Source organism: Bradyrhizobium sp. LeoA1Lang (genome assembly GCF_055413685.1).
The window spans coordinates 16,857-39,267 of the sequence record NZ_JBVAPG010000079.1 but is presented as its reverse complement, the minus strand read 5'-3'; the positions used below and the strand labels follow the sequence as shown (position 1 = coordinate 39,267).

The 22,411-nt window shown below is 62.5% G+C and carries 28 protein-coding genes and 4 pseudogenes; 17 read left to right on the top strand and 15 right to left on the bottom strand.

All coding sequences use genetic code 11. The features are described from left to right. The 4 genes and pseudogenes from ACZYOF_RS24865 to ACZYOF_RS24850 form a co-directional block, all read left to right on the top strand. Positions 1–375: transposase (locus tag ACZYOF_RS24865; RefSeq protein ID WP_463717433.1), on the top strand; the 375-nt coding region annotated here is incomplete at its 5' end. A 434-nt stretch (positions 376–809) separates the two neighbouring features. Then, a complete protein-coding gene (locus ACZYOF_RS24860; protein WP_463717434.1) occupies positions 810–3,206 on the top strand; it encodes a hypothetical protein in 2,397 nt (798 codons plus the stop codon). Positions 3,207–4,130: 924 nt separating this feature from the next. Continuing rightward, a pseudogene (locus ACZYOF_RS24855) lies at positions 4,131–4,466 on the top strand (helix-turn-helix domain-containing protein); the annotation flags it as partial. A 61-nt stretch (positions 4,467–4,527) separates the two neighbouring features. After that, positions 4,528–4,980, top strand: a pseudogene (locus ACZYOF_RS24850) (transposase); the annotation flags it as partial. Here the strand turns inward: ACZYOF_RS24850 and ACZYOF_RS24845 are convergent. Genes ACZYOF_RS24845 through ACZYOF_RS24825 form a run of 5 tightly spaced genes read right to left on the bottom strand, consistent with a single transcriptional unit; the run spans position 4,918 to position 9,326 of the window. Then, positions 4,918–6,072, bottom strand: a complete 1,155-nt coding sequence (locus ACZYOF_RS24845) for a phage baseplate assembly protein (protein WP_028167558.1) — start codon at positions 6,070–6,072, stop codon at positions 4,918–4,920. The pseudogene ACZYOF_RS24850 and the gene ACZYOF_RS24845 sit on opposite strands and share 63 nt — an antisense overlap. Positions 6,073–6,092: 20 nt before the next feature. After that, positions 6,093–6,761, bottom strand: coding sequence for a hypothetical protein (locus ACZYOF_RS24840; protein ID WP_130580783.1), 669 nt, complete (start codon positions 6,759–6,761; stop codon positions 6,093–6,095). Beyond that, entirely contained in the window at positions 6,758–7,102 is a 345-nt protein-coding gene (locus tag ACZYOF_RS24835; RefSeq protein ID WP_463717432.1) for a DNA circularization N-terminal domain-containing protein, read from the bottom strand. Before ACZYOF_RS24835 ends, ACZYOF_RS24840 begins: the two co-directional genes overlap by 4 nt. Next, complete coding sequence (locus tag ACZYOF_RS24830; protein ID WP_463717431.1) at positions 7,086–7,298, bottom strand: DNA circularization N-terminal domain-containing protein; 213 nt, start codon at positions 7,296–7,298, stop codon at positions 7,086–7,088. Before ACZYOF_RS24830 ends, ACZYOF_RS24835 begins: the two co-directional genes overlap by 17 nt. A 9-nt stretch (positions 7,299–7,307) precedes the next feature. Next, positions 7,308–9,326, bottom strand: a complete 2,019-nt coding sequence (locus ACZYOF_RS24825; protein ID WP_463717430.1) for a C40 family peptidase — start codon at positions 9,324–9,326, stop codon at positions 7,308–7,310. Between ACZYOF_RS24825 and ACZYOF_RS24820 the strand changes: the two genes are divergently transcribed. From ACZYOF_RS24820 to ACZYOF_RS24760, 13 genes and pseudogenes are all read left to right on the top strand, one after another. Next, on the top strand, positions 9,310–9,786 hold the full coding sequence (locus tag ACZYOF_RS24820) for a hypothetical protein (protein WP_028167561.1): 477 nt from the start codon (positions 9,310–9,312) through the stop codon (positions 9,784–9,786). The two genes, ACZYOF_RS24825 and ACZYOF_RS24820, sit on opposite strands and share 17 nt — an antisense overlap. Before the next feature lie 5 nt (positions 9,787–9,791). Further along, complete coding sequence (locus ACZYOF_RS24815; protein ID WP_155255460.1) at positions 9,792–10,277, top strand: hypothetical protein; 486 nt, start codon at positions 9,792–9,794, stop codon at positions 10,275–10,277. A gap of 17 nt (positions 10,278–10,294) precedes the next feature. After that, positions 10,295–10,573: a hypothetical protein gene (locus tag ACZYOF_RS24810; protein WP_463717429.1), complete on the top strand. Its 279-nt coding sequence runs from the start codon at positions 10,295–10,297 to the stop codon at positions 10,571–10,573. Further along, positions 10,573–11,949, top strand: a complete 1,377-nt coding sequence (locus ACZYOF_RS24805; protein WP_463717428.1) for a phage portal protein — start codon at positions 10,573–10,575, stop codon at positions 11,947–11,949. Before ACZYOF_RS24810 ends, ACZYOF_RS24805 begins: the two co-directional genes overlap by 1 nt. After that, a pseudogene (locus tag ACZYOF_RS24800) lies at positions 11,885–12,091 on the top strand (JAB domain-containing protein); the annotation flags it as partial. The gene ACZYOF_RS24805 and the pseudogene ACZYOF_RS24800, both read left to right, overlap by 65 nt. Before the next feature lie 14 nt (positions 12,092–12,105). Next, positions 12,106–12,300, top strand: a complete 195-nt coding sequence (locus ACZYOF_RS24795) for a hypothetical protein (RefSeq protein ID WP_463717427.1) — start codon at positions 12,106–12,108, stop codon at positions 12,298–12,300. Between the two features lie 116 nt (positions 12,301–12,416). Continuing rightward, the gene (locus ACZYOF_RS24790; protein ID WP_463717426.1) at positions 12,417–13,043 is read left to right on the top strand and encodes a hypothetical protein; all 627 of its coding nucleotides are present in this window, start codon (positions 12,417–12,419) and stop codon (positions 13,041–13,043) included. A gap of 74 nt (positions 13,044–13,117) precedes the next feature. Continuing rightward, the gene (locus tag ACZYOF_RS24785; RefSeq protein ID WP_463717425.1) at positions 13,118–13,561 is read left to right on the top strand and encodes a hypothetical protein; all 444 of its coding nucleotides are present in this window, start codon (positions 13,118–13,120) and stop codon (positions 13,559–13,561) included. A 22-nt stretch (positions 13,562–13,583) separates the two neighbouring features. After that, positions 13,584–14,558: an SHOCT domain-containing protein gene (locus tag ACZYOF_RS24780; RefSeq protein WP_463717424.1), complete on the top strand. Its 975-nt coding sequence runs from the start codon at positions 13,584–13,586 to the stop codon at positions 14,556–14,558. Next, the gene (locus ACZYOF_RS24775) at positions 14,555–14,713 is read left to right on the top strand and encodes a hypothetical protein (protein WP_155255462.1); all 159 of its coding nucleotides are present in this window, start codon (positions 14,555–14,557) and stop codon (positions 14,711–14,713) included. The genes ACZYOF_RS24780 and ACZYOF_RS24775 overlap by 4 nt, the downstream gene beginning before the upstream one ends. Before the next feature lie 168 nt (positions 14,714–14,881). Continuing rightward, on the top strand, positions 14,882–15,136 hold the full coding sequence (locus tag ACZYOF_RS24770; protein WP_463717423.1) for a hypothetical protein: 255 nt from the start codon (positions 14,882–14,884) through the stop codon (positions 15,134–15,136). An 84-nt stretch (positions 15,137–15,220) separates the two neighbouring features. After that, positions 15,221–15,466: a helix-turn-helix domain-containing protein gene (locus ACZYOF_RS24765; RefSeq protein WP_155255464.1), complete on the top strand. Its 246-nt coding sequence runs from the start codon at positions 15,221–15,223 to the stop codon at positions 15,464–15,466. Further along, positions 15,463–16,275, top strand: a complete 813-nt coding sequence (locus ACZYOF_RS24760; protein ID WP_463717422.1) for an SPL family radical SAM protein — start codon at positions 15,463–15,465, stop codon at positions 16,273–16,275. Before ACZYOF_RS24765 ends, ACZYOF_RS24760 begins: the two co-directional genes overlap by 4 nt. Here ACZYOF_RS24760 and ACZYOF_RS24755 read toward each other — a convergent pair. The 10 genes and pseudogenes from ACZYOF_RS24755 to ACZYOF_RS24710 all read right to left on the bottom strand — a co-directional run. Further along, a complete protein-coding gene (locus tag ACZYOF_RS24755; RefSeq protein WP_463717421.1) occupies positions 16,205–16,885 on the bottom strand; it encodes a hypothetical protein in 681 nt (226 codons plus the stop codon). The two genes, ACZYOF_RS24760 and ACZYOF_RS24755, sit on opposite strands and share 71 nt — an antisense overlap. After that, on the bottom strand, positions 16,885–17,472 hold the full coding sequence (locus tag ACZYOF_RS24750; protein WP_394569050.1) for a ParB/Srx family N-terminal domain-containing protein: 588 nt from the start codon (positions 17,470–17,472) through the stop codon (positions 16,885–16,887). Before ACZYOF_RS24750 ends, ACZYOF_RS24755 begins: the two co-directional genes overlap by 1 nt. A 401-nt stretch (positions 17,473–17,873) precedes the next feature. Beyond that, positions 17,874–18,473 (bottom strand): Rossmann-fold NAD(P)-binding domain-containing protein, encoded by a 600-nt coding sequence (locus ACZYOF_RS24745; protein ID WP_463717420.1) that lies wholly within the window; start codon positions 18,471–18,473, stop codon positions 17,874–17,876. 103 nt (positions 18,474–18,576) lie between these two features. Beyond that, a complete protein-coding gene (locus ACZYOF_RS24740) occupies positions 18,577–18,882 on the bottom strand; it encodes a hypothetical protein (RefSeq protein ID WP_463717419.1) in 306 nt (101 codons plus the stop codon). Next, positions 18,834–19,097, bottom strand: a complete 264-nt coding sequence (locus ACZYOF_RS24735) for a hypothetical protein (protein WP_028167574.1) — start codon at positions 19,095–19,097, stop codon at positions 18,834–18,836. The genes ACZYOF_RS24740 and ACZYOF_RS24735 overlap by 49 nt, the downstream gene beginning before the upstream one ends. Then, positions 19,097–19,612 (bottom strand): hypothetical protein, encoded by a 516-nt coding sequence (locus tag ACZYOF_RS24730; RefSeq protein ID WP_394569047.1) that lies wholly within the window; start codon positions 19,610–19,612, stop codon positions 19,097–19,099. The genes ACZYOF_RS24735 and ACZYOF_RS24730 overlap by 1 nt, the downstream gene beginning before the upstream one ends. Beyond that, complete coding sequence (locus ACZYOF_RS24725) at positions 19,600–19,875, bottom strand: hypothetical protein (RefSeq protein ID WP_155255465.1); 276 nt, start codon at positions 19,873–19,875, stop codon at positions 19,600–19,602. The genes ACZYOF_RS24730 and ACZYOF_RS24725 overlap by 13 nt, the downstream gene beginning before the upstream one ends. After that, positions 19,862–21,376 (bottom strand): DnaB-like helicase C-terminal domain-containing protein, encoded by a 1,515-nt coding sequence (locus ACZYOF_RS24720; RefSeq protein ID WP_080664003.1) that lies wholly within the window; start codon positions 21,374–21,376, stop codon positions 19,862–19,864. The genes ACZYOF_RS24725 and ACZYOF_RS24720 overlap by 14 nt, the downstream gene beginning before the upstream one ends. Positions 21,377–21,468: 92 nt before the next feature. Next, entirely contained in the window at positions 21,469–22,254 is a 786-nt protein-coding gene (locus tag ACZYOF_RS24715; protein WP_463717435.1) for a hypothetical protein, read from the bottom strand. Between the two features lie 28 nt (positions 22,255–22,282). Continuing rightward, positions 22,283–22,384, bottom strand: a pseudogene (locus ACZYOF_RS24710) (hypothetical protein); the annotation flags it as partial. Between the last annotated feature and the right edge of the window lie 27 nt (positions 22,385–22,411).

Sequence of the window (22,411 nt, the reverse complement as noted above, 5' to 3'; positions counted from 1 at the left end):
GCGACGTACAAGGGCGCACTGTCTGGCGAGCTGTTCGTGGACCTGCTCAAGAAGCTGATGTATCGCCGCAAGAAAGCGCTGCATCTGATTGTGGACGGGCTACCCGCGCACAAGAAGGCGGTGGTCAAGGACTACGTGGCGAGCACGCAGGGAAAGCTGACGCTGCACTTTCTTCCGGGATATGCCCCGGATTTGAATCCCGACGAGCTCGTATGGAGCCATGCCAAGCGCACTGGCAATGCACGCCGGCCGCTGCGCGCAGGCGAGAAATTGGAAGACCGAGTCCGCACCCAGCTCGCCGACATCGGCAACAGACCAGCTTTGGTGCGTTCCTTCTTCAAGCATCCAGATGTCGCCTATATTTCTGACCTATGAGTAAGACTTCCGCCACATGTCAAGCGCTGTGACAAGCTCGCCAGAAACTTCCTCGCTGGGCTCTCATTGCCGCACCTGCAATCTGGTGGCTCAATTGACCCCGGACCTTGGCCCCAATCCAATGGACGACGATCTGGTGGGCCGGAAAAATCTCAAACTGAGGCACGACGGATTTTGAAAGTCTTCGGATTGCGAGCTTTGGGGGCGCCGCTGGCAGCGCCGGTTCCACGACGTCAGCCTCTCGTCAGGTTGCGACAGTAGCCTGCTGTCTCATTGCTGAAGTCCAGTCGAATGAGGTCGCGATGGATCCGAACAGATTCAATATTTTCAGTCCCCGACTGGCAACGTGGGTATCACCCCGCCTTGACGAAGCAAGGTCAGGGGGGCAAGCGGACGAGGCAGGGCATCCGAGCTTTGAGCAACGCTTGGATGAGGTGCAACAAGCCGATGCCGCTCCCGTCCCAGCGGCGCCCGTGTATCGAGATCGATACACCCCCCATCTGTCTAATGAAGACGCCTCCATCATCGACAACGCCATTCGGTCGGCAGGTGAACGCCGGGGACTGAGCGCGGCAACGGTCGGTGGTTATGTAACGGTTCTTCGTGGTCTTGGAGAGGATCTCGCACGTAATGGGCAATCGATTTCTGCGCTCGATCACAATTCGCTGGTAGCCCACGCCAATAAATTCGACAACCGGAAAATTATTACTGCCTTGCGTTATCTTCGGGAGTATCTTGAACCCGGTGGTACGTCAGGCCGTTCCCAGCGTGGGCGGCAACGGAGTATTCCAGCCGAAGACCAAGCCCTCATCGAGGGCGCAGCTCGTAGCAGCAGGCGACCCGCAGCGGCCGTTGTGATCTATAGCAGCAGCCTTCGCACGTTTTCTGAAGCGCTCAACCGCGAGGGCCACGCAATCGCCAGGCTAGATCACGCGTCACGCATCAAGCGCGCTAAAAAGTTGCGTCCGAACGACAAAACCCTCGTGACCGCGTTGAAGATGATTGACGAGTTTCAGCACGTGGAGCGCGCATCCGGCGCAAGTAGCTCATGCCATCTGGGTCGTTATCCCGAAGACGCCGCCCTCATAGATGGCGCGCTCGACCAGGCCTTGAAAAATCTTGAGCCAAGGAAGTCTGCCCAGGAGCGGGCTGCACGTCTTCATACCCTGGGTGCGTGGCTTAAAGAAAATGGCAGGGAGAGCATGGCTGGCCGACTTAACCGCTCCAACAAGGAGGAATTTACGCTGCGCGACGATGTGATTGCATTCAAACTGACTGAACGCAGGCTATATGATCCCGATTTGGCGCACCTTCGGAATTACTTAAAACTCGTCGAGGCGAACCATGCTCTAGGGCCAGAAGCCCGCGAGCAGCCGGCTTTGCCGTCCGGGCTGGGCGCTGGGCGGCCCAGCCCGTCGCAGGCGCTTCCCGCAACCCCAGCCACCCCGAGCGAGGGAGCTTGGGCTTTGTTGAGGAAGGAGATGCAAGAACCAGCGTCACCGTCAACTGCCAGGGCTCGCTCAGACACTTACGCCGGCCTTGAGCCGTTTGTTGACCTGAATGCGCCGACGCCATCCGAATTGCGCGATGATGCTCACTTTGCACCAGCGCACCTGGCCGGAGCTCGTTCAAATACCTACGCGGGTCTGGACTCTTTCGTTGACCTGAATGCGCCGACGCCATCCGAATTGCGCGACGATGCTCACTTTGCACCAGCGCACCTGGCCGGAGCTCGTTCAAATACCTACGCGGGTCTGGACTCTTTCGTTGACCTGAATGCGCCGACGCCATCCGAATTGCGCGACGATGCTCACTTTGCGCCAGCGCACCTGGCCGGAGCTCGTTCAAATACCTACGCGGGTCTGGACTCTTTCGTTGACCTGAATGCGCCGACGCCATCCGAATTGCGCGACGATGCTCAATCACCGCCGGTGCTCGGCCCTGCCGGCTTTGTCGTCGGCGCATCGGGCTCGCTTGTGGAGCTTGAGGATATCGGACCTCTCGTCGGCGAGAATTGGCAGCATGGCTCCCGGCCGGTGCCGGATTTCCTGCTCGATGCCCTGGATAACATCGGCGTCCTGCCGACCCAGTTCAGCGGCCCAAGGCAGGTCTCCATCAACGGTGAGACCTACTCGATCACATTGCGGACGCGAGGACGCCGCGATGCGCAATTCATCCATCATCCTCGCCCTTCCCCCGTCCCAGATGCCCGGACCGGTACGTCAGTTACCGGCGCCTCTTCCGCCGGCCGCAGCGGACGCGTGCTAGGTGCCACGGACTGGCTGTCGAACGAGCATATCCAGCGGGACTATGAGCTCCTGACACAGGAGTTGCAGGAGAGCAATCCGGATCTCGCCGCCCGGACGCAGTTCGTGAATCCCCTGATAGCCCAAATGGTGCGGTCAGACGCGCTCGCGGCACAAGCACTCAATTGGATTGGCCATACAGACGACTTCCTGTTCCTGCCGGTAAACGATGCCGGCGCGGAGATAGAGCGGCGCGGCAGTCACTGGTCGCTGCTGCTGGTTGATCGCAGCGATCGGTCAAGGCCGCCGGTTGCCCATTACTACGATTCTCTGATGGTAGACAATGGGTACGGCTCTCAGGTGGGATATAATGACGGGCCCGCAGCGGAGCTCGCAGGACGGCTGGGGGCCAAACCGCAACGGGCCGCAATGCGCCAGCAGAGCAACACCTATGATTGCGGCGTCTTTGTCGTGGACGGCACCCGGGAGCTGGTCAGGCGATTGGCAACAGGACAGCCGGACCTGCTGAACCTTAAGAACCTCAGGGTCAGTCGGCTGGCCCTGCAAAACCGGCTCAGGAGCTGAGGTCGGCTTGTGTCGATAGAACTGGCTGAAGCGGCTCTCGCCGACACCGGCCAGACCTTGTGTGCGAGGCTGAATCCGACAGTCGAAAGGCAAAGCTGGCGAAGCTGCTGACCAGTCGGCCAAAAGGCTGCGCGGCCCTTTCGAAGGAGGCGAGATTGAACCGGGCCATTCGAGCCTACCGGATGAATCTCGAAGGAATCCTTTCGAAGCACAGGCTGCGGCGGCCGCGGTTTGTGACTGGAAGAAGAATCGCAACCATCCATCTATGCGGAGAGTCAAAGACGCCCTGTCTTGGCACGGTCTGTTCAGCCACCGGCGCAGCCCGCGATGAGCGCGCCCACCGAATAGGCAAGCAGAAGCAGGCTGACAACCACCAGCGACATCATCGCGGCCGGAACAATGATCTGCGCTTCGGCGTGGAAACGATATCGCTCATGCGACCAGTGCCGGCTGCTTGCCGAGCATATCCGGTCTGATGCGGAGAGCGATCCAGAAACGAAGTAAACCCGGCCATCCCTTTCGGCACAGCAGCGCAAGTCGCGTTTGGGTCTCAATTTCGGGAAACCGCGGATATGTCCGCGACAGCCATGGTTACCGTCACGATAGGGAGGGCAACGACGGTTCTATCGCGGCGCGGCCATGCGCCGGAGCGCGACGACCAGGAGCCCGACGAAAGCAACTCCGAAGCCCATGTTGGTCTCTTGCATTCTCCGAGATCGCAGATAGGCCAACAGCCGACAAGCGGGACACGATTACGCCGCCTTGGTGCGTTGGAACCCCGAGCTTGGATTTGTTTGGAATGGCGGGTTTCGCGCCTTGATTGATAGGGCACCTGGCAATGGTGATGACTACTGGATCTAGTCATCTGGAACGTAAGTTCGTCACATTATATGATGGCGCGAATCTCTATAGAGGAGAGCGCTTGTGGCGAATGCAGGTGTGAGAGGCCGGCCAATCGAACCGTTGGTGCTGAGTCTGCAAGAGCGAGCATATTTAGAGAGGCAAGTTCGTCGTCATCGTGTAGCTCGGTCGCTGTCTGAGCGGTGCCGTGCGATCCTGCGGTGTGCAGACGGCTTGCCAAGCAAGTCTGTAGCTGCCGAACTCGGCATCCATGAACACACCGTTGGCAAGTGGCGCCGCCGATTCTTGAGGGATCGCTGTGATGGCCTGCTTGACGAAGCTCGCCCCGGCCGTCCTCGAACCATCAACGACGATCAGGTTGCTGAGGTAATCGAGCGGACATTGCGTACGACGCCACCGAGGGTGTCAGAAAGAATGTGTAAGCAGGTTTCTGTGAGTTTACCTTACCGAGGAGACTCACATGACGACCGACACGACGATTACACCTGAACTGCTGGATCAACTGCTTGCTAACTATGAGAAGCCTGAAGACCTCACAGGTGCAGACGGGCTTTTCAAGCAGCTGAAGAAGGCGCTGATTGAGCGGGCGCTTGGTGCGGAGCTGAGCGATCATCTTGGCTACGAGAAGGGGGACCCGGCTGGCCGCGGCAGCGGCAATAGCCGTAACGGAACCAGCGCGAAGACAATCCTGACCGAGGACGGCGAGATCGACATAGCTGTGCCACGCGACCGGGCCGGCAGCTTTGAGCCGCTATTGATCGCCAAGGGCCAGACCCGTTTCGACGGCTTTGACGACAAAATCCTGAGCCTCTACGCGCGCGGCATGACGGTGCGTGAGATCCAGGGGCATTTATCTGAACTTTATGGGGCCGAAGTCTCGCCGGATTTGATCAGCCGGGTCGCCGATGGTCTGCCCGCCGGGCTGGTTGGGGTGGCGGACATCCCAGCCCATGCTGTCGCGCAGCAGCCACGGCGCCACCACATCGAGCTTGGTCAGGGTGCCGGTGTTGCGATCCTGGGTGAAGGTGACGCGCTGGATCTTCATCGGCATGTCCAGCATCGCCATCGGCGAATAGACGTGAACGTCATCGCCGGGCTGCCACAACGATCGGCCGTCGCGCAGCCAGCCGTACACTACGATGGTTGCGGTGACGTTGGTGCCGTTGTGCCAGATCGCTTCGTACTTGGCGCGGTTGCAGACTTCCGGCTGCGTCTTCACCGGCTGCTCGGCCGGCGTGATCAATTTGGAGAACATCGAGCCCGACATGCCGGTGACGCTGCATTTCAGCTCGCTGGCCGCGGTGCCGGAATTGTCGTCGCTGGCGGCGTGCTGGCCGATCACCTTGTGCTCGGTATAGACGTGCTCATGGCTGATCACGCATTGGCACGACTTGATGTTGATGCCCTCGATCAGCTCGCTGACGATGGTGCCGGTGTGCTCGCCGATCAAAAGGAAGCTGCCGTGCGCATCCGAGCCCATCACCACGCCGCGCGGGCGCGCGATGCGCTCGAGGAAATCCCAGACCAATTCGCCGGGATTGTTCTGCAATTTCGGGAATGGCGTCAGGTCCGGCGACCCGACTACCTTGATGCCGACGCCGTAGGGCGCGACCACTTCCTGCGCGACCTGGACCACGTTCTTGTCGTCGAAATTCCCGGTCTTGGTGTCGACGCTGGATTTCGCCGCGTTGGCGGTCAGGCTCTTGCCGATCAGCATCACGCCGTGCTGGGTGGCGTCATAGGCCACCTGACGCACTTCGATGAAACCGGTGATCGCGAGCTGGCCGGCGAGCAGGATGGTGCACTGATCATCCGGCTTGAACTGCAATTTCTGCCACAGCGGCACCCTGCCGCGCGCCGTCGTCACCTCGGTGTCGCGCTCGGCCGCGGTGAACTTGAAATGGCTGAAGGCTTCCGCCCAATCGCTCGAAACCTCGACGGTCTCCCAATCTTCGAAGATCAAGCCGGCGACCACCAGCTGCGCGACTTCCTGGGGTCGCGGCATGTGATCTCCTTAAGGTTCGCTCATTGCGACAGCGCCAAGCCCTCGGTCGGGCAGAACGCCGGATGCACGATCTTGTTTTCCTGCCGCACTTCATCGGCGCGCGAGGCGTCGTCATAGAGCCGATAGGACAGCATCAGCGATGGCAGCACCGCGGCGAACTGGTAGCGCAGCATGCGCGGCAACGGGCGCGCGGTCTCGACCAGATGATTGGTGATCGCCGCCTGCAGCCGGATCAACGCCTGATAGGTCATCGAATCCATATCGTCGGCCGCGATCTCCTCGGCCTCGGCGAAGGGCTGCGCCATCTCGTTCTTGATCAGCGCGACGCTCTGCCGGCTGACGAACTCCATCCGGGCGATGATCGCGGCCTCGGTGGCGAGGCAAAACCGCACACTGGCGTTCTTGACCAGGATGCCGCCCAACGTCGCGGTGGTCTCGGCATCAAGCTGGCGCCGCACGCTCTCGATCTGCTGCAGCGTGGACCCGGCGAGCCGGGCGTCGTCAAAGCAGGCATCGAGCGATGGCCCGATGTCGTCATGGATCAACAGCTTCAAGGCATTGGCGCGGGTGTCGCCGATCGTGGTGCGGGCCTGCGAGCCGGCGCGGCCCTTCGGCGGCACGGTCGCGATCAGGTTGGCCAGCATGCGGTCGACGATGCCGGCGGCTTCGATGGCGTCCTGCCGCTTCATGCGTTGACCCCGGCCGGCGGATTAGCCAGCACGCGCTGCGCCTGGTTGCGCAGGTTTTGGCTCTCATTGAGCAATTTGCCAGCGGTATCGATGGCTGGCGTCCAGGTCTGCGGATCGAGGCCTTGCTCTTGAAAGGTGATATCGAACACGCAATAGCCGCCGAGCTTTTCTTCCTCCGTAATCCGATAGCGCGGGCACACCACGATCTGGTCGCCCAAGGTCGGCAAGCGCAGCCGGCCCGGGCCTTCCTCCTCCAGCGCCGCGATCAAACGATTGCGCGCCAGCTGGTAGTCGCGGCGATACAGGATGTCGTTGGCGGCGTCGTCATAGGGATAGACCATGCAACGCGATCGAAAACGTGCGCGCGACGCGGCCCATGTCCTCGGCGTAGGGCAATTCCTTTTTCGGAAACACGTGTTCGACGATGCTGCGGCCGCCTTCCCGGCTGTTGACCTCGCAATGGAAACGCGCGTTGCGGAATGACGCCGGCATATAGCGGTTGCGCCACGCCGTTGGCAGATCGAAGATCGTCGCCATCGATCATTCCTAGATGTTCATCGGTTCTTCGTTGGTCGCCGAGCGCTTGGCCGGCTCCATCTGGGTCTGCCGGTTGACCTCGACTTCCTTGAACAGGCCGCCGCCCTCGGCGCCGACTTTGGTGCCCTTCGGCGCGTTGACGTCGACGCTGATCTTGCCGGTGCCCTCGACCTTGGTGGCGTTGGCCTGTGCGCGATCGACTTGGGCGCGATCGGCGATGGCCTGCTGATTACGTGCCGCGAAGGCCGCGCTCGCACCGGTCGAAAATTCAACGCCGCGCCGCCGGCCTTCCCAATAGTTGTAAACCTCGCTCGATCCTGGCACCGCGACGCGACCGGGCAGATGGGTGCCGGGATCGCCCTCCATGCCTTGGTTGGTGCGGCCTTGGATCAGGTTGCTGCCACCGCCGACCGCCGCCACCTGTTTGTCGAATTCTCGCTGCTGCGCCGGGCTGATCGATTTGGCGCCCATGCCCGGCTTGTTCATCGCGTAGAAGCGGCTGTTCAGTTCATCCTTGAGGGTGTAGCCGGGCACTTTTTGCCGGATCATCGAGACCCGGTTGTACAGCGCCTCGACCGTGGCGGCGCCGCCGCCCTCATAGGCCTGCAGTTGCGACAGCTTGGCCTTGACTGCCGGATCGTTCAGCTCGGCCATCAACGGCGCGCGCTGCTCTTGCAGGTATCCGCCGCCACCCTTGCCCCCGGCTGGCGTATCGCCCGCGCGTTGGCCTCCGCCCGGGCCTGCGGTCTGACCGTTGTTGGCGACTTGGCTGCGATCCCAATCCGGACGGCGCGCTGTAATTTGCGAGGCTGAACGCCATTGCGTCGACACGCCGCCTTGTCCGGACGCGGTGCCGCCTTGGTTGCCGCCGAGCATTTCGTACTCCAGTTCACCGGTTCGCGGATTCTTTCGCGTTGAACCGGTAAGAAAACCGACATGGCCGCCGGTCTGGCCGGCGCTGCGGCCCCGCGCCAATATGCCGATGTCGCCCGGCTGCACGTTTCCCGGTTTGACCGCCGAGCCGTAATTTAGAAAACTCGTTGCAACCAGCGAGCCGGAGCCCTTCATGCCGGCCTTCGCAAGATTGGAATTGACGAATGCCGCGCACCACGCCGTGGTTGCCGGATTAACCTTGATGCCGTTCTCGCGGAAGAAACCGCTCAGTTTGGTCTGATCGCGGATTTCATCTTCGCCGAGATGTTGCCGCGCGAAGGCCAGCGCCTGCGCCGGACCGGCCTCGCCGTTGCCGGAGGCCTGATTGCCGGCGGGTGAAATGCCGCCGCCGACGTCGCTGCCATTGGGCGCGCCGCCGGCACCGCCACCGCCACCCGGGAATGCAGCCGCGCCACCGCTCTCGCCGCCGCCGGCTCCGCTGGTGTAACCACCGCCACCGGCCCCGCCACCACCGCCGCCCCATGCACCGCCGCCGCCGCCGAACATCGGCGCGCCACCTTGGGTTCGCCCCAATCCGCCGCCCGGCGAATAGGCCGCCTGCTGCACCATGCCGGCGAAGCCGCCGCCACCGCCGCCGCCTTGGAACGACATCGGTTGATAGCCCGGCAACTGTTTTTTGATGGCTTCATCGATCTTGCCGGTCAGTTGCTCGGTCGCCTTGGTGTTGTCCTCAACCGGCTTGTTCGGCTTGTTGGTCCAGTAGTCGTTCCAGCGCTCCAGGTAGCTCTTGTCTTCCTCTTTCCTGCCCGGCTGTTGCGGCAACAGCTCCGGCTTGGTGGCCCCCTCAATGCTGCTCGGCGTGTTGTACCCGCGCTTGAACACATCGCTGTTGCCGATCCGGATGAAAAGCTGTTCAAGCGATTCGAAGCTGGAAAGGATCGCCGACGTCACCTTGTTGGCGTTCTCCAGCGCGGTGGTGAGCGGCCCGACCTTCAAGGTGTTGATAATGTCGCTTATGCGGCTCCACTTGCCTTCGAACAAATTCAGCTGCTTGTCGAATTCCGTGCCGAGCCGCAACCTGCGCTCCTCGGCGTCGTACCATTCCTTGGATTTCTCGGTGATCGTCGGCGACATCAAGAACGTGGCGGGCGCGCTCTTGACCGCGACGCAGGGCTACATCCGCAACATGTGCTGGCTGATGAACCCGCAGCAGGTTCTGTCCGCTGGGCTGACCCCGGCTCCGGGTGTGGGCACGTTCCCGTTCCAGGCCGAGGTTAGCCAAGGCAGGCTCGCGGGCTATGCCATCATCGACTCCGGCACGGTGCCGATGGGGACCATCATCGCGCTCGACGCGGCCGACTTCGTCACCGTGGGCGGCGAGGCTCCCCGCTTCGAGATCAGCGATCAGGCGACGCTGCACATGGAGGACACCAACCCGCAGCCGATCGTGGGTGGTGCCGATCCGGGCACGCCGGCCAACCCGGTGCGCTCGCTGTGGCAGACCGACAGCCTGGCGCTGCGGCTGATCCTGCCGGTCAACTGGACGCTGCGGCGTCCGGGCATGGTCGCGTGGGTGCAAGGCGTGACGTGGTGACCGCCATGGCTGACAGCGACAAGAAAGACCCGCCGCTCCCGGCGGGTCAGAATCTTGCGGAAGGGTCGAAGCCTACCCCGACGCAGGAAGAGAACGATCTCGCTGCGATGGGCGAGCACGTCATCGAGAAAGAGCCGGACGGCAGCCCGCTCGATCCCGGGGTGCCGTATCCGCCGGATTTGCCGAATCCGCCCGAGCCAAGCGTGCCGGTCATCGAGAGCATTTCCCCGACCACCGGCCCGCTTCCCGACGTCACCCTGCAGGTCGATGGCTCGTTCGGGCCTGATGCGGTGATCGTGTTCGACGGCGCGCCGCAGACAACCACGCTGGTCGCCTCGACCCGGCTGACGACTTCGATCGTCGGCTTTGCCGGTGCGGCTGGCAGCTACGGCGTGCTCGTGCGCGACGCGGCCGGTGACAGCAACGTCGTGCAGTTCACTTTCACCGAACCGGTGGAAGGCGCTGCCGCCGCTGGCCGGCGGCGGCGATAACCAGAGGAGATCAGGTCATGACTGATGCGAAAGAAGCGGCCAAGAGGGCCTACGACCGCGAGCATGAGCAAAGCGAAAAGACCCGCGCCGAGGGCAAGGAGAAACTGTCGAAAGGCAAGCCGACCCCGACGCAGGAGGAGAACGACCGCACCAAGATGGGCGAGTACATCCAGGAGCACGAGGAGGACGGCAGCGGACCCGATCCGCATGCGCCGAAGCCGGAGCAGAACAACCACAAGACCCGGCACATGGAAGCGGGACAACGCGGCCGGAACTATCAGACCAGAACGAGCTGATGGGTGCTTGGGACCTCCTGTCGCGCATCGCAAGCCGGATCATCAAAGGCGAAGGCGACTATCGTCCCGGTCCATGGCATTTGCCGGTCACTGGCGGCTGGCTGCCTGTCGGTGTCGGCGAAAACTGGAATTGGTGGCAGCTCGGGTACAGCCCGATCAGCCTGTCGCGGTCTGCGATGGTCGAGGCGTGCGTCTCGGCCTATTCGCAGACGGTCGCCATGTGCCCCGGCGACCATTGGCGGCTCAATGACAAGGGCGGGCGCGACCGGGTCAAGACCTCCGCGCTCGCCCGCATCCTGCGACATCCCAACGACTACCAGACGATCAGCGATTTTCTGCTGAACACGACGCGCTCGCTCTACACCGAGGGCAACGCCTATGCGCTGGCGCTCAGGAATGACCGTTACGAGATCGATGAACTGCACCTGATGAATCCGGCGCAGTCGCATCCGCGTCTCGCCTACAACGGCGAGATTTTCTATGCGCTCCACGGCAATGACGTCATCGCCAAGCGCCTGGGCGGAGAAGCCGGTCTCTTGGTGCCACAGCGCGACGTGCTCCACATCAGGCTGCACACCAATAGTCGCGCGCCGACGCCGCTGGTCGGCGAGTCCCCCATCGTTGCCGCCTATGAGGACGTCGGCGTCGGCGCCGCGATCTCGCGCCAGCAGGCGGCGTTCTATCTCAACGAGGCGCGCCCGAGCGCCGTGCTGTCGACCGATCTGGTGCTCGACAAGGATCAGGTCCAGGCGCTGCGCGACCGCTGGAACGATCAGGCCAAGAACCTGCATCAGGGCGGCACCCCGATCCTGACGGCGGGACTCAAAGTGCAGCCGTGGTCGGTCGGTGGTCGCGATGCTGCAACGGCGGAAATCCTCAAGCTCTCGAATGAGCACATCGCGCTGGCGTTTCGCGTGCCGCTGCAAATCCTCGGCATTGGCGGCACCAACTACGCCTCCACCGAGCTTTTGATGCAGAGCTGGATCGCCATGGGGTTGGGCTTTGCGCTCAACCACATCGAGGAAGCATTCGGGCTGCTGTTCGGCCTCAAGGGCCAGCCCGACGAATACGTCGAATTCGATACCGCCGCGCTGTTGCGCTCGGCGCTCAAGGACCGGATCGAGGCGCTCGCGCGTGGCGTCCAGGGCGGCATCTATGCGCCCAACGAGGCCCGCGCGCAGGAAGGCCTCGACGCCGTCGACTTCGGCGATGAGCCGCGGGTGCAGCAGCAGGTCGTTCCGCTGTCCGCCGCTGGCGCCATCCCGGCCGCGCCGGGACCGCAGGCGCCGCCATCCGCTCCGCCAGCACCAGCTGCGCCGCGCGATCGAGCTGCACGCGTGCGCGCTGCTGCTCGTGCACAACCATCCGTCGGGTGACCCGTCGCCGTCGGGCGCCGATATCGCCATGACGAAACAGATCGTCGAGACGGCCAAGCCGCTCGGCATCGCCGTGCACGATCACATCGTGATCGGCCGCGACGGTCACGCCAGCCTGCGCCAGCTCAACTTGATGGCCTAACCGGAGGACCGACCATGTCCCGTTTGATCTGCCGCGACCCGTTCGCCCGCACCGAGCTGCACCGCGACAACGCCGGAGCCGGCGAATGCCAATGGTGCGGCACCACGCGCCAGCTGTTCCGCTACTTCACCGAAACCGACGGCGGCCGGCGCCTCGACCATCCCGGCCGGTTCTGCAGCAAGAGCTGCTTTTGTGCCTTTCACGAATGAGCACGCGCAACATCGTCACCCATGCCCGGCAGCGAAAGCTTACCGGGCTTGAGGCGTCAGAAGGGGCCGCGATCCTGCGGCCTCGGCTCAAGGGCAAATGGATACCCGGAGACAAGATGACCTACATCACCGAAACCGAAGAACACGGCCGCAAGCGCTGCAGCATCGATCTGCCGCGCGTTGCCGCCGACATCGCCAAAGCGCTGGGCGGCAAGCTGCTGCCTGCTGGCGACTATCCGAACGAACAGCAGCAGATCCTGGTCGGGACCGACCGGCTGGACCTGCACGCCAACACCCACACGCGCCGGGTCAAGGCTTACGCCAACGCGCCCGAGATCGCGTGGGGCGACTGGTCGACCTATGACAAGGCCCAGGCGACCGAAAGCGCCTCGATCAATCCGGACGGCCGCAGCCTCGCTGCGATTGCGAACGACCTCAAAAAGCGGGTCCTTGATGCAAATCAAGCGCCGCTCGCGGCACGGCGCGCCTATGCCAAGGCGCAGCGCGAGAACCGCGCAAGCATCGCCAAGAATGCCGACGCCTTGAAGGAAGCGCATCCGACGCTGGACATTCGCGTGAACGAACGTGAGCAGACGGCGCAAATCTATTCCGGCGCTTCCGGCCACTACATCGCGGCGCGCATGAGCCATTCCGGCGAGGTATCGATCGATCGCCTTGGCAGCGTGTCGGCGGAAACCCTCGGCCGGATATTGGCCGTCCTCGACGCCGTCAAGCGAGGCTGATCATGCGAGAGCAAATCATCATCAGATCGAACGGCACGAATCCGCAGCACTCACAACCCGAAGGGAAAATTGAAATGACCACCAAGAAGACGACCACGCCGAAGCGAGCATGGACGCTTGCGCGCCTGACCAAGCTTTACAAAAACCTAGTTCAAGAATTCGGCCCGCGCGCCGTCTGGACGCACCAGACCAAGCCCGGTCGCGGTCTCGACGCCTACTATGCCGAATTCTGCGAGAACTTCGGCGCGGAGATCGGCGCGAGCAAGGACGCGGTGCAACTGCAAATCTCATTCACCGAATTGTTTGCGTCGCGCACCTGGGCACCACGGCAGACCCACTATGCCGTCATCAACTTGGCCGCCGCATGGGAGGCGGGATTCATCAAGACAACCGATTTTCCCGCCATGACGGTGCAGCGGTCCGTCACCAACTGGCCAGAACCGCATTCCATCTCCGAACCCGAACGTTGGGCGGAGCTGCAGGCGGCGAGCACCGCTCGCATGGGCGAAGACCAATAACGGCTGATCGGAGAAAAACCAGATGACCGACAAAATCACCAAGATCAAAGAGCTGGTCGAGATGCGCGACCAGGGGCTGATCAGCCAAGACGAATTCGAGAAGCTGCGCGCCGAAGTGATCGCGATGCCGGCGATGGGCAGCACCGGCCAGCCCTTTAGCTTGCCGTCACAGCCGCAACGCTTTGAGACTGTATTTCGCAACCCTCAAACCGGCGCGGTTGTCAGGATCAACAAGGGGTCGGCGTTCTGGCTGACGTTCTTCTTCGGCTGCTTTTATCTGGCCTACAAAGAAGTCTGGTTGCACGCCGGCATCGCGTTGCTACTGGCGCTGCTCACCTCTGGCCTCATGTGGCCAGTCTATGCCTTCTTCGCCTATCGCATCATCGTCGATAGTTATCGGCGTAAGGGCTGGATCGAACTCGACACGCCGCCTGTGCCCTTCAATCCTTCCTATGGCGAACAGGTTGAAGCCATCCGGACCGCTATTGCGGAAGGCCGTGATCCCGGCAACCGCCGCCGCCGAGGCAATGACGATGTGGAAACTGTTCGCCACCGTGCTTGCGCTCACCGATACCGGCTCGGTCTCGATCACATCGATCGCGACCGACTTCGCCAACCGCGAGGCCTGCAAGGCCGCGGCGCGCGATCTGTACCCGCCGATCATCGAGCGCGAGCTGCAGGGGCACCGGCTTTCGATCCGGGCCGCTGCCGAATGCCGGACGGACGGACCGCCACCGCCGCCGCCTCCGTTCCCCAATCCGTTCAGAGAATTCATGCGATGACCCTGACAATCTGCACTGCGCGTTACGAGCGCGAGCACGGCCAGAAACCGCAGGGGCGCGGTTACTGGCGTTTCCTGCTGATCTCCGCCGCCGTCACCGTGGCCGACCACTTCGTGAACTGCAACACCGAGACGGACTACCATCAGGCCTTGAAGCGGGCGACCGACGTCGCGGCCTTGCGCCGCCACGTCCATAGCATCGTGGTGCTGCCATGAACGACGAGATCGCGCGCCTGCGAGCGCGGATCGCCCGGCTGACCCAGCTGCTGGCGCAGCTCGACCAGCACACGCTGCTGACCAACCGCTTGCGAGAGCCGGATGGCGGCCACACCATCATCATCCATCACGATCAAAGGACGACACTGCAATGAAAGAGCCGATGACACGCCAACAAGCAATTGATCGGTTCAAACGCCTCGTCGATCAATACGGTGTCCGATGGACGGCATCGGTCCCGGCGGCGGCTCATATTGAACTGGCGGAAATCAACAAGGTGCTACGGAGGCTGACCGACGTCAGGCCGTGCTGGAGATACGAAGATGACGACGAAAATCCTTCTGGCAGCTATTGCGCTCGCCGCGCTAACCAGCGACGGCTCGGCGCACCAGCGCAGCTATTACGACTCCTCGGGGCGAAGTGTCGGGCGCTCGGCGACCGACAGCCAGGGCACGACGACGTTCTACGACGCCGCTGGCAGCGTTACCGGTCGCGCATCCAGGAGCGGCAACACGACGACGATCTATGACTCGCGTGGTCGCACTGTCGGACGATCCACAGGCGGCGCGGCTCGCTGAAATGGGAGCCAGCTGATGTGCGCTTTGACCGCCAGGGCGTTGCGCCCTATCCTTGTCGAGCCAATGCAAGACGAAGGATTCGACATGACCAACGAGCCCGCGATGACCCCTGAGCGCTTCCGTGAAGCGCTCGATCTGCTGCAGACCAGCCAGAACGGTTTCGCGCGTTTCCTCAATGTCGACCCGCGCACCATCCGCCGCTACGCCTCTGGCGAGCTGCCGGAGCCGACCAATATCGCCATCCTGATCGAACTCATGATCCAGTTCGACGTCACCCCGGAGCGGGCCTACCGGCTCGCCGGACTCAAACCATTGGACCCTGAACCATGAACGCTCCCGTCACCATCAACCCCGACGGCGTTTCGGTCGCAGGCTGCAGCATCATCTATGCCCCGCGCGGACAGGCGGGCGAATATTCACCGCTCGCCACCAATCCGTATCGCGGCTGCGGCCACGGCTGCGCCTATTGCTACGTGCCCGACGTCCTCAAGATGACCCGGAAGGAATTCGACGAGGGCGCCAACCCGCGTCCGGGTTTCCTCGACAAGCTGCGGAAGGACGCGGCGAAATACAAGGCCGCGCACCTGACCGGGCAGGTCATGCTGTCGTTCACCACCGACCCGTATCACCCAGGCGACAACACGCTGACGCGCTCGACGCTCCAGGCCCTGATCGAGCACGGCCTCGGCATCTGCACCTTGACCAAGGGCGGCACGCGAAGCCTGCGCGACCTCGACCTGTTCCGGGCCAAGCGCGACGCCTTCGCCTCGACCTTGACCAGCCTCGACGACCGGTTCTCGAAAAAATGGGAGCGCAACGCCGCGCCGCCGGAGGATCGTCTCGCCGCGCTCAAGCGGTTTCACGCTGCGGGCATCTTCACCTGGGTTAGCCTGGAGCCGACCCTGGACGTCGAATCCTCGCTCGCCATCGTCAAGAAGACGCACCGTTTTGTCGACCTGTTCAAGGTCGGCCGCGTCAACTACCTGCCGATGACCAAGACCACCGACTGGCAAGACTACACGCTGCGCATGATCGAGCTGTTGAACAAGCTCGGCGCCGCGCATTACATCAAGAAAGACCTGCAGAAATTTCTTCCCGACGGCTATCCGAACCCGCTGCGGGTGCCGCAGCACCACTGACGCCGGTCAGCACCAAGCCGATGTAAAGCACCTGCGCCGCCGATTTGCCCGCTGCCTGCCAGCGGCGGTCGACGGTGCAGCCAATGCGCTGCGCAAAGCCTGCAATCGCGCGCTCGATGATCTCGTCCCGCCAGCGTGCCATCCCCGACAGCCGTCCCGTTAGCCCCGCCGCAGCTCCGAGCGCCTTCGGCAGTCCGCCTTGCTTCAGATTGATCATGCTGCCTTCGGTCAGCACCACGCCGAGGCGCTCGCCTGCAGCAACCTTGCGCCGCGCCGCGACGATCAGCATCTGCTCCCAGGGCGAGCCGAACGCGTCGAAGTCGAAGATCGAGAACGGCGCCAGATCGATCGCGCGCAGCACCCGCCGGTTGTCGGCGACATAGGCGCAGCGCTCATCGCGAAACCATTTCTGATCGCAGCCGACATAGCCGGCGGCTTGGCGCCAGACCTCGCGATACATCTCGCCCGAGCCCGCGAACGCATCGAAGACCTCGACGTCGCGGCCGACGGCCTCAAGCACGTTGCGCCTGATCAGGACCTTGGCCGGCTTGCCATGGCGATGGTTCGTCACCTTGGCGACGTTCTGCAAGCCAGCGGACCAGCGCGGCATTACGGCTCCAGCCCGATGGTGCCAAGCTCGACCTCGACGGCGGGCATGTCGGCCATCATTTTCGTCAGCCGCTGCAGCGCCGCGGCCTGATCCTGGAGCGGGCCGCGCACGGAGATCCAGAACCGGTCGTGAATCTCACCGGTCAGAATCTCGGCAACCAGTGGGGCGGCTTCTTCAACCAGAAGGCCCTGCAGCTCGTCGGGACTGAAACCCAGATCGTCGATCATCTCGCCGGCTGACCGCAGCGCCTCGATCTCGGCGCGCAGCATCGCCTCATCCCATTTCGAATTGAGCGCGATGCGATTGTCCGCCAGCGCCAGCGCGCGGCACTGCGCTTCGGAAAGGCCCGCCAGCTCGATGACCGGCGCCTCCAGCAGGCCAAGCTTGCGCGCGGCCAGGTACCTGCCTTCGCCCGCGATGATGGTGCTGTCCTTATCGACCAGCAGCGGGTTGAGGAATCCGAAGCGGCTGATCGAGCGCGCGATCTCGGCGATCTGATCGTCGCTGTGCAGCCGCGCGTTACGCGGATTGAGCCTGAGCGCTCCGAGCGGCCGATACTCGATCTTGATGCGGTTGTGCTCGGTCATGGCTCCGGCCAAAAAAGAACCGACCTCTTACGAGATCGGTTCGAAGTCAGGTGTAACCACGACCAATGCCCAAGCCAAAAGCCGGGAGGCTCGAAAGGCTTACGGGCAAGCGTCACGGTGATTTCAACGATGGAAGCGCGGCATCGGTCAATCGGAGATTTTGCGAGAGCCAGTCGGTCCAGTCGAGCTTTGGATTTCGCTCGCGTTCACGCTTGAAGCGCGACGTCAGCTCTCGGCGCGCAACATCAGGCAGCGTCCGGTACTGGCTCACGATCTTTTGTCTGTTTTCGCGGAGAAGCCGCCGGGCAAGGCTACGGTTTGACACCGCCACACCGTTTGCCGATCTGGGGCGGGCGATCCCTCGCGTGGCATCGTCGGCGAGGATCGCGCTCGCAAGACGTTCAAGCTTTTGCTGGCGTTTCGTCATCGGCGCGCACCTCACCCCGCAGGGGCGCGGGCGAAGAGGACCCCTGTTTGTCAAGCTTGTCAACGTCATTCCTGTTGGAGGCGTTCGGAAGCCGCGGAAACACACGGCGCTCCAAATCTGTCCGCGTGCTGTTTACACCTTGCAAAATCAATTGCTTGATCGCCTCGTTTCGCAGCCGCGCCCGCGCGGCATGATAGCTCATGCTGATGCCGGTGCCCTTCGCCCGGAGCCGCCATTGGCGGTAAGCGGCATTGAACCACGCTAGTTCACCGCGCCCATTCGCGTCGCTGATTCGACGCTCAATCTCGGCGATGGCATCCCGAACGCGCGCTATCGCCGCGTTGTGGCCCGTCAGGCTGATGCCACGCTCGACGGCAGCCTTGACGATCAGCCGCGCCGCATCTTCGCCGCGCACGAGCAGGCGGACCTTATCGACATGCGGCAACACGCGGTTGACCTCGCTTGCCAGCGCCTGGGCGCGCGCTCGATCGCGAACCCAATAGGCGCAGCTGATGTCCCAATCCGGCCATTTGCGCTGCAGCGCCGTCAGGCTCTTGCCGAGATCGCGCGTCACCGCGACGACGCACGGCTCGCCCCTCGGCGCTGTCGCGATGTAGACCGCCGCCACGCCGAAGGCGATGAAATAGCCGCGCTCGGCGCCGCGCGGGAGATCGAACTCAATGACCATTGAGGCGAGCCTGCAAATCGAGATCGCACCGCGCGGTATCGAGCGCCTCGATGAACCAATCGTAAACCTCATCGGGCGCGCCGTTGAGCGGCAGAGCGGCACAGATCGCGAGCGCGTTCAACACGGTGAAACTGTTGATCGGATCGGGGCCGCGCTTGTCCTGCGCGTCCTGGAGATAATCGCGAATGATCGGAGCCAGCTGCCGCAACAGGCCGTTGAATTCCTCCCTGTCGATTTCGGCTTCCCTCATCGTTTGCCTCCGCCTGCCCATGCGGCGGATCGGCTCGGCGACCATCCGCCCCGGCCGTCGCGATAGAGCCGCGTCGTGGTGTGCGCGTTGCAATCGACCAGATCGAAATAGGCAATGTCGGTGCGATCGTGAAACACCATCAGCTCGATTTCCTTGCTGACGTCGCCCCGGTGCCACGTCTCCAGCGCCAGCTCGCCGTGATTCTTCGCCTCCGCGGGGCGGTTGGCGTAATAGGCCCGTATCCGCCAATCCTCTGCCATCAGAACACCGGCACGAATGCGGTGCCCAGACCGCGCGCGATGACCTCGCATCCCTTGTCGTGACGATCGCGCCAGGTGTCGGCGTAGCCGCCGCATTGCGCCGCGACCCATCCGGCGTCGCGCTCCAGCGAATGCGCCAACGCGACCATGTTGACCGCGCGCATCAGCCAGTCCGCCTGACCGAGGAAGCGCGCGGGCCAATAGACCGCCGCCTCCATCCGCGTGACGTCGCTGTAGCTCGGCAACAGCCGGGCGCGGTTCTGCATGCGCTGCGTCTTCTCCAGCTCGCCTTGCTCGTGCTGTGCGAGAAGATCCTCGAATTCGTAGGCGTAGGAAGGCCAGGCGCCGCAGTAGCCCTGGACCGCGCGCATCGGCAGCATGCGCAGCGTTCGCATCGCTTCCGACAGCCGCTTGCCGACATGCGGTCCGCTCCAGACCGACGGCGCGATGTCCTCCATCTCGATGTCCTCCAGCGGGTTGAACTTGAGATCGTCGTGCCTGATCAGGCTGAGCATTGCTTATCTCCCCCGATCTGCCGCCGCATATCGACGACCAGCTTATCCAATCCATCAAGCGCAGCTTCACGGTTAGGTGCGAGCGTCCGGATAGCCGTGACGATCATGGTGGCGCAGCACGCCGTTAGGCTGAACAGTTTTTCCTCGGTGCTGAACTGATTGAGGCCCTCAATCCGGTGCGGCGGTCCAAGCGGCATATCGAGCAAAAGCGCCATCAGCATTGCGCGTTCGTGGTCAATGGCGGCTTGTTCATCGCAATTCACTGTCGTCCTCCATGGTCGCGGCTGTATGGGTCGATTTCCGTTTCTGCTTCAGCTCGCACACACCAAAACGCCCAACACCGATATCGTAGTCGAGGGCAAACTTGGTGGCATATCCGAGTTCGTCAAACCGCGCCTTTTTGTGATGCAGTTCGACGTAGGTCTCGCGCTCGCCCTTGTCGTTGAACAAGCGTGGGCGATGCACGACGAATCTCTGGTCGACCATGTTGTCCCAATGCTTTGAACCAGCGATGTGCTCAAGCTCCGGCGGCTCGCTGCGTCGCATGGTTTCCATCTTGGCAGGGTGCGCCAGGATTTGGACGTGGACATTGAAGTCGGTCGCGAAGTTGTAAAGCTCGCGCAGGCACCGGCCGATGTAATCGGTCTCGCTCTCGCGCGGCTCGCGGCTTGCCTCAAGCCGATTCCAAGGATCGACCTGGAGGATGTTGGCCTTGTACCGAACGACGGCGGTCTCCGCCTGTTGAAGCAACCATGCCAGCGTCGGTCGCCGTTCCGGATGAATCAGAAACAGGTAGTGATCATTGATCCATCGGTCGGCCGCCGCGATATCCGGTCCGGTCAAGATCGATTCCAGTTTCCGCGAATGCAACGTCCGCAGCTGGCGGCGGATGTGCGGCTTGGCCCGCGTCTCGAAACTCGCAACGCATGCCAAAAGACCATAGGCCTGGACGATGTTGTACCAGATTTGACCGAACAGCAGCGTCTTGCCCATACCGGGATGACCGGTCGTCACCGAGAGCGTTCCGGCGGCGAACATGCACTTGCGGCCCCAGTTGAACCCCGGGTCCCACGTCGTCATCGGCGCAGGCTCCGGAATTTCGGCCATCCGAAACAGACCCTCGGCTGGCCACGGCGTCGAGCCGTCGACGACAAGGTCATGCACCGCCTTGGCGCCATCGGTCCGCAGATGATCGTTTGCGTCTTTCGAACCTTCAGGCCAGTCGATGAAATAGAACTTCGCGGTGCCGAACAATTGCGCCATGGTCGAGCGCAATTCGAGGCCGGCCTTGTCCTGGTCGCCGCACCAGATGAAACGCTTGGCGCGATTCAAACCGGCCGCGAGCGCATCCCGAACATACTGCTGATCTCCGCTCGCCGACGGAGCGCCGAGAACCTGATCGGCTGCGATGCTGCACTCGACCAACGCGCAAACGTCCAGCTCGCCCTCAACGATGTAAACGTCGGTGAGGGGACCATCGAGCACAGCTGCCAGATTCCAGAACGTCGGGCTGGTGCCCTGCTTCTGCGTGAACGCCTTGGCTGGATAGGAACGCGCCTTCCAGCCGTCGGGATAGCGGAAGAACAGCGCCTCCGATTTGGATTGTAGGTCAGGGAAGAATGCCGTTCCGGATGCGACGGGCAGCTTCGCCAAAGTCTCTTGGCTTATCTTGCGCACGGCCCTGGCCCATTCGACGGCGCTGGGTGCCAGCGTCCGATGCGAACCCGTGAAATCCACAGTGGTGACAGTTGAAGATGATCCCATGACTGTCGTCCGCTCGCTTTACCGATAGACATTTCTGCGACTGGTGGTGCTTCCGTTTGTGGCTACAAACCGGGCATCGAAAGACGCCCGGTCTAGTGGCGTTGGTCCGAGCTAGGATCTGGAAATTCGTCTGCGGGCTGTTCTCCATTTGCTCTTGCCTCCCTTCGCAATCGCGCTCGTTCGTAGGCCGCATCGCTTCTCGCTTTCATCCTGGCGCGCTCATCGTGCGCGTCGAGGATCGCTTGAGTGGCGTATTTGTAACCGGGCGCCGGCGATGATCCGGCCGGCGGCTTTGTGCTCGACTTGAGCGCGTTTTCGGAATTCTTGCGCCGCAGCCAGCGCAGCAGCGTTTCCTTACGGGAGGCTTCCTTGGTGTCGAGCAGCCATGACCGGCACGCGTGACGCACCAGGCCGCGAACGTTTTTGATGAAGGGCAGCTCGGCATCGAGGGCGGCGAATTCCTCGGCGTCGATCAGGACCGATCCGTCGTCGGACAGAAAGTCGAAGTTCCCGAGAACGCGGCGCTCACCAGAGTCGGATTGCGATCCTGCTGATGATTCAGAATCTTTCTTACTACCATCATTAAAAGAAGAATCTTCTCTTATATGGTTTTGATTTTGGTTGGATATGCGAACAGGCGGATCGAGCAAATGCTCGGGTGATGCGCCCGCATCTGCCGCATTGTTATTTTCCAATGAGTTAGCATCAGAGTGTGAGAACGCATTCGTTCTCGCTGAGAGAACTTTTTCTTCTCGCTGAGCGAGAAACACTGGCGGGGTTGGAACCCCACCGGGACTGCGCGGCGTCAGCCGCTTTTTGTTGCCGTTTGTGCACTTGCTCCCGAACCTCATCGAGCCTTTTCTGCCGCCATCGACCATCTGAGAGTGTCCAAAACGCCATGACCCGCGGCCTTATGCGGGGCCAGTTATTCGGCGAGACGCGCGCAAACCGGGCTAGCTCGCTATCATCGTCGGGCAGGTCGTTATGCGGTCGCCGCCATGCCGTCATGAGCAGCAGCAGATAACGGTTTCAGCG

Coding starts and splice junctions, on each gene's coding strand:
- ACZYOF_RS24845 (WP_028167558.1), bottom strand. CDS start 6,072: ATGCCGCGACCCCAGGAAGTCGCGCAGCTGGTGGTCGCCGGCTTGATC.
- ACZYOF_RS24840 (WP_130580783.1), bottom strand. CDS start 6,761: ATGAAGCGGCAGGACGCCATCGAAGCCGCCGGCATCGTCGACCGCATG.
- ACZYOF_RS24835 (WP_463717432.1), bottom strand. CDS start 7,102: ATGGTCTATCCCTATGACGACGCCGCCAACGACATCCTGTATCGCCGC.
- ACZYOF_RS24830 (WP_463717431.1), bottom strand. CDS start 7,298: ATGGCGACGATCTTCGATCTGCCAACGGCGTGGCGCAACCGCTATATG.
- ACZYOF_RS24825 (WP_463717430.1), bottom strand. CDS start 9,326: ATGTCGCCGACGATCACCGAGAAATCCAAGGAATGGTACGACGCCGAG.
- ACZYOF_RS24815 (WP_155255460.1), top strand. CDS start 9,792: ATGGCTGACAGCGACAAGAAAGACCCGCCGCTCCCGGCGGGTCAGAAT.
- ACZYOF_RS24810 (WP_463717429.1), top strand. CDS start 10,295: ATGACTGATGCGAAAGAAGCGGCCAAGAGGGCCTACGACCGCGAGCAT.
- ACZYOF_RS24805 (WP_463717428.1), top strand. CDS start 10,573: ATGGGTGCTTGGGACCTCCTGTCGCGCATCGCAAGCCGGATCATCAAA.
- ACZYOF_RS24795 (WP_463717427.1), top strand. CDS start 12,106: ATGTCCCGTTTGATCTGCCGCGACCCGTTCGCCCGCACCGAGCTGCAC.
- ACZYOF_RS24790 (WP_463717426.1), top strand. CDS start 12,417: ATGACCTACATCACCGAAACCGAAGAACACGGCCGCAAGCGCTGCAGC.
- ACZYOF_RS24785 (WP_463717425.1), top strand. CDS start 13,118: ATGACCACCAAGAAGACGACCACGCCGAAGCGAGCATGGACGCTTGCG.
- ACZYOF_RS24780 (WP_463717424.1), top strand. CDS start 13,584: ATGACCGACAAAATCACCAAGATCAAAGAGCTGGTCGAGATGCGCGAC.
- ACZYOF_RS24775 (WP_155255462.1), top strand. CDS start 14,555: ATGAACGACGAGATCGCGCGCCTGCGAGCGCGGATCGCCCGGCTGACC.
- ACZYOF_RS24770 (WP_463717423.1), top strand. CDS start 14,882: ATGACGACGAAAATCCTTCTGGCAGCTATTGCGCTCGCCGCGCTAACC.
- ACZYOF_RS24765 (WP_155255464.1), top strand. CDS start 15,221: ATGACCAACGAGCCCGCGATGACCCCTGAGCGCTTCCGTGAAGCGCTC.
- ACZYOF_RS24760 (WP_463717422.1), top strand. CDS start 15,463: ATGAACGCTCCCGTCACCATCAACCCCGACGGCGTTTCGGTCGCAGGC.
- ACZYOF_RS24755 (WP_463717421.1), bottom strand. CDS start 16,885: ATGCCGCGCTGGTCCGCTGGCTTGCAGAACGTCGCCAAGGTGACGAAC.
- ACZYOF_RS24750 (WP_394569050.1), bottom strand. CDS start 17,472: ATGACCGAGCACAACCGCATCAAGATCGAGTATCGGCCGCTCGGAGCG.
- ACZYOF_RS24740 (WP_463717419.1), bottom strand. CDS start 18,882: ATGGTCGCCGAGCCGATCCGCCGCATGGGCAGGCGGAGGCAAACGATG.
- ACZYOF_RS24735 (WP_028167574.1), bottom strand. CDS start 19,097: ATGGCAGAGGATTGGCGGATACGGGCCTATTACGCCAACCGCCCCGCG.
- ACZYOF_RS24730 (WP_394569047.1), bottom strand. CDS start 19,612: ATGCTCAGCCTGATCAGGCACGACGATCTCAAGTTCAACCCGCTGGAG.
- ACZYOF_RS24720 (WP_080664003.1), bottom strand. CDS start 21,376: ATGGGATCATCTTCAACTGTCACCACTGTGGATTTCACGGGTTCGCAT.
- ACZYOF_RS24715 (WP_463717435.1), bottom strand. CDS start 22,254: ATGGTCGATGGCGGCAGAAAAGGCTCGATGAGGTTCGGGAGCAAGTGC.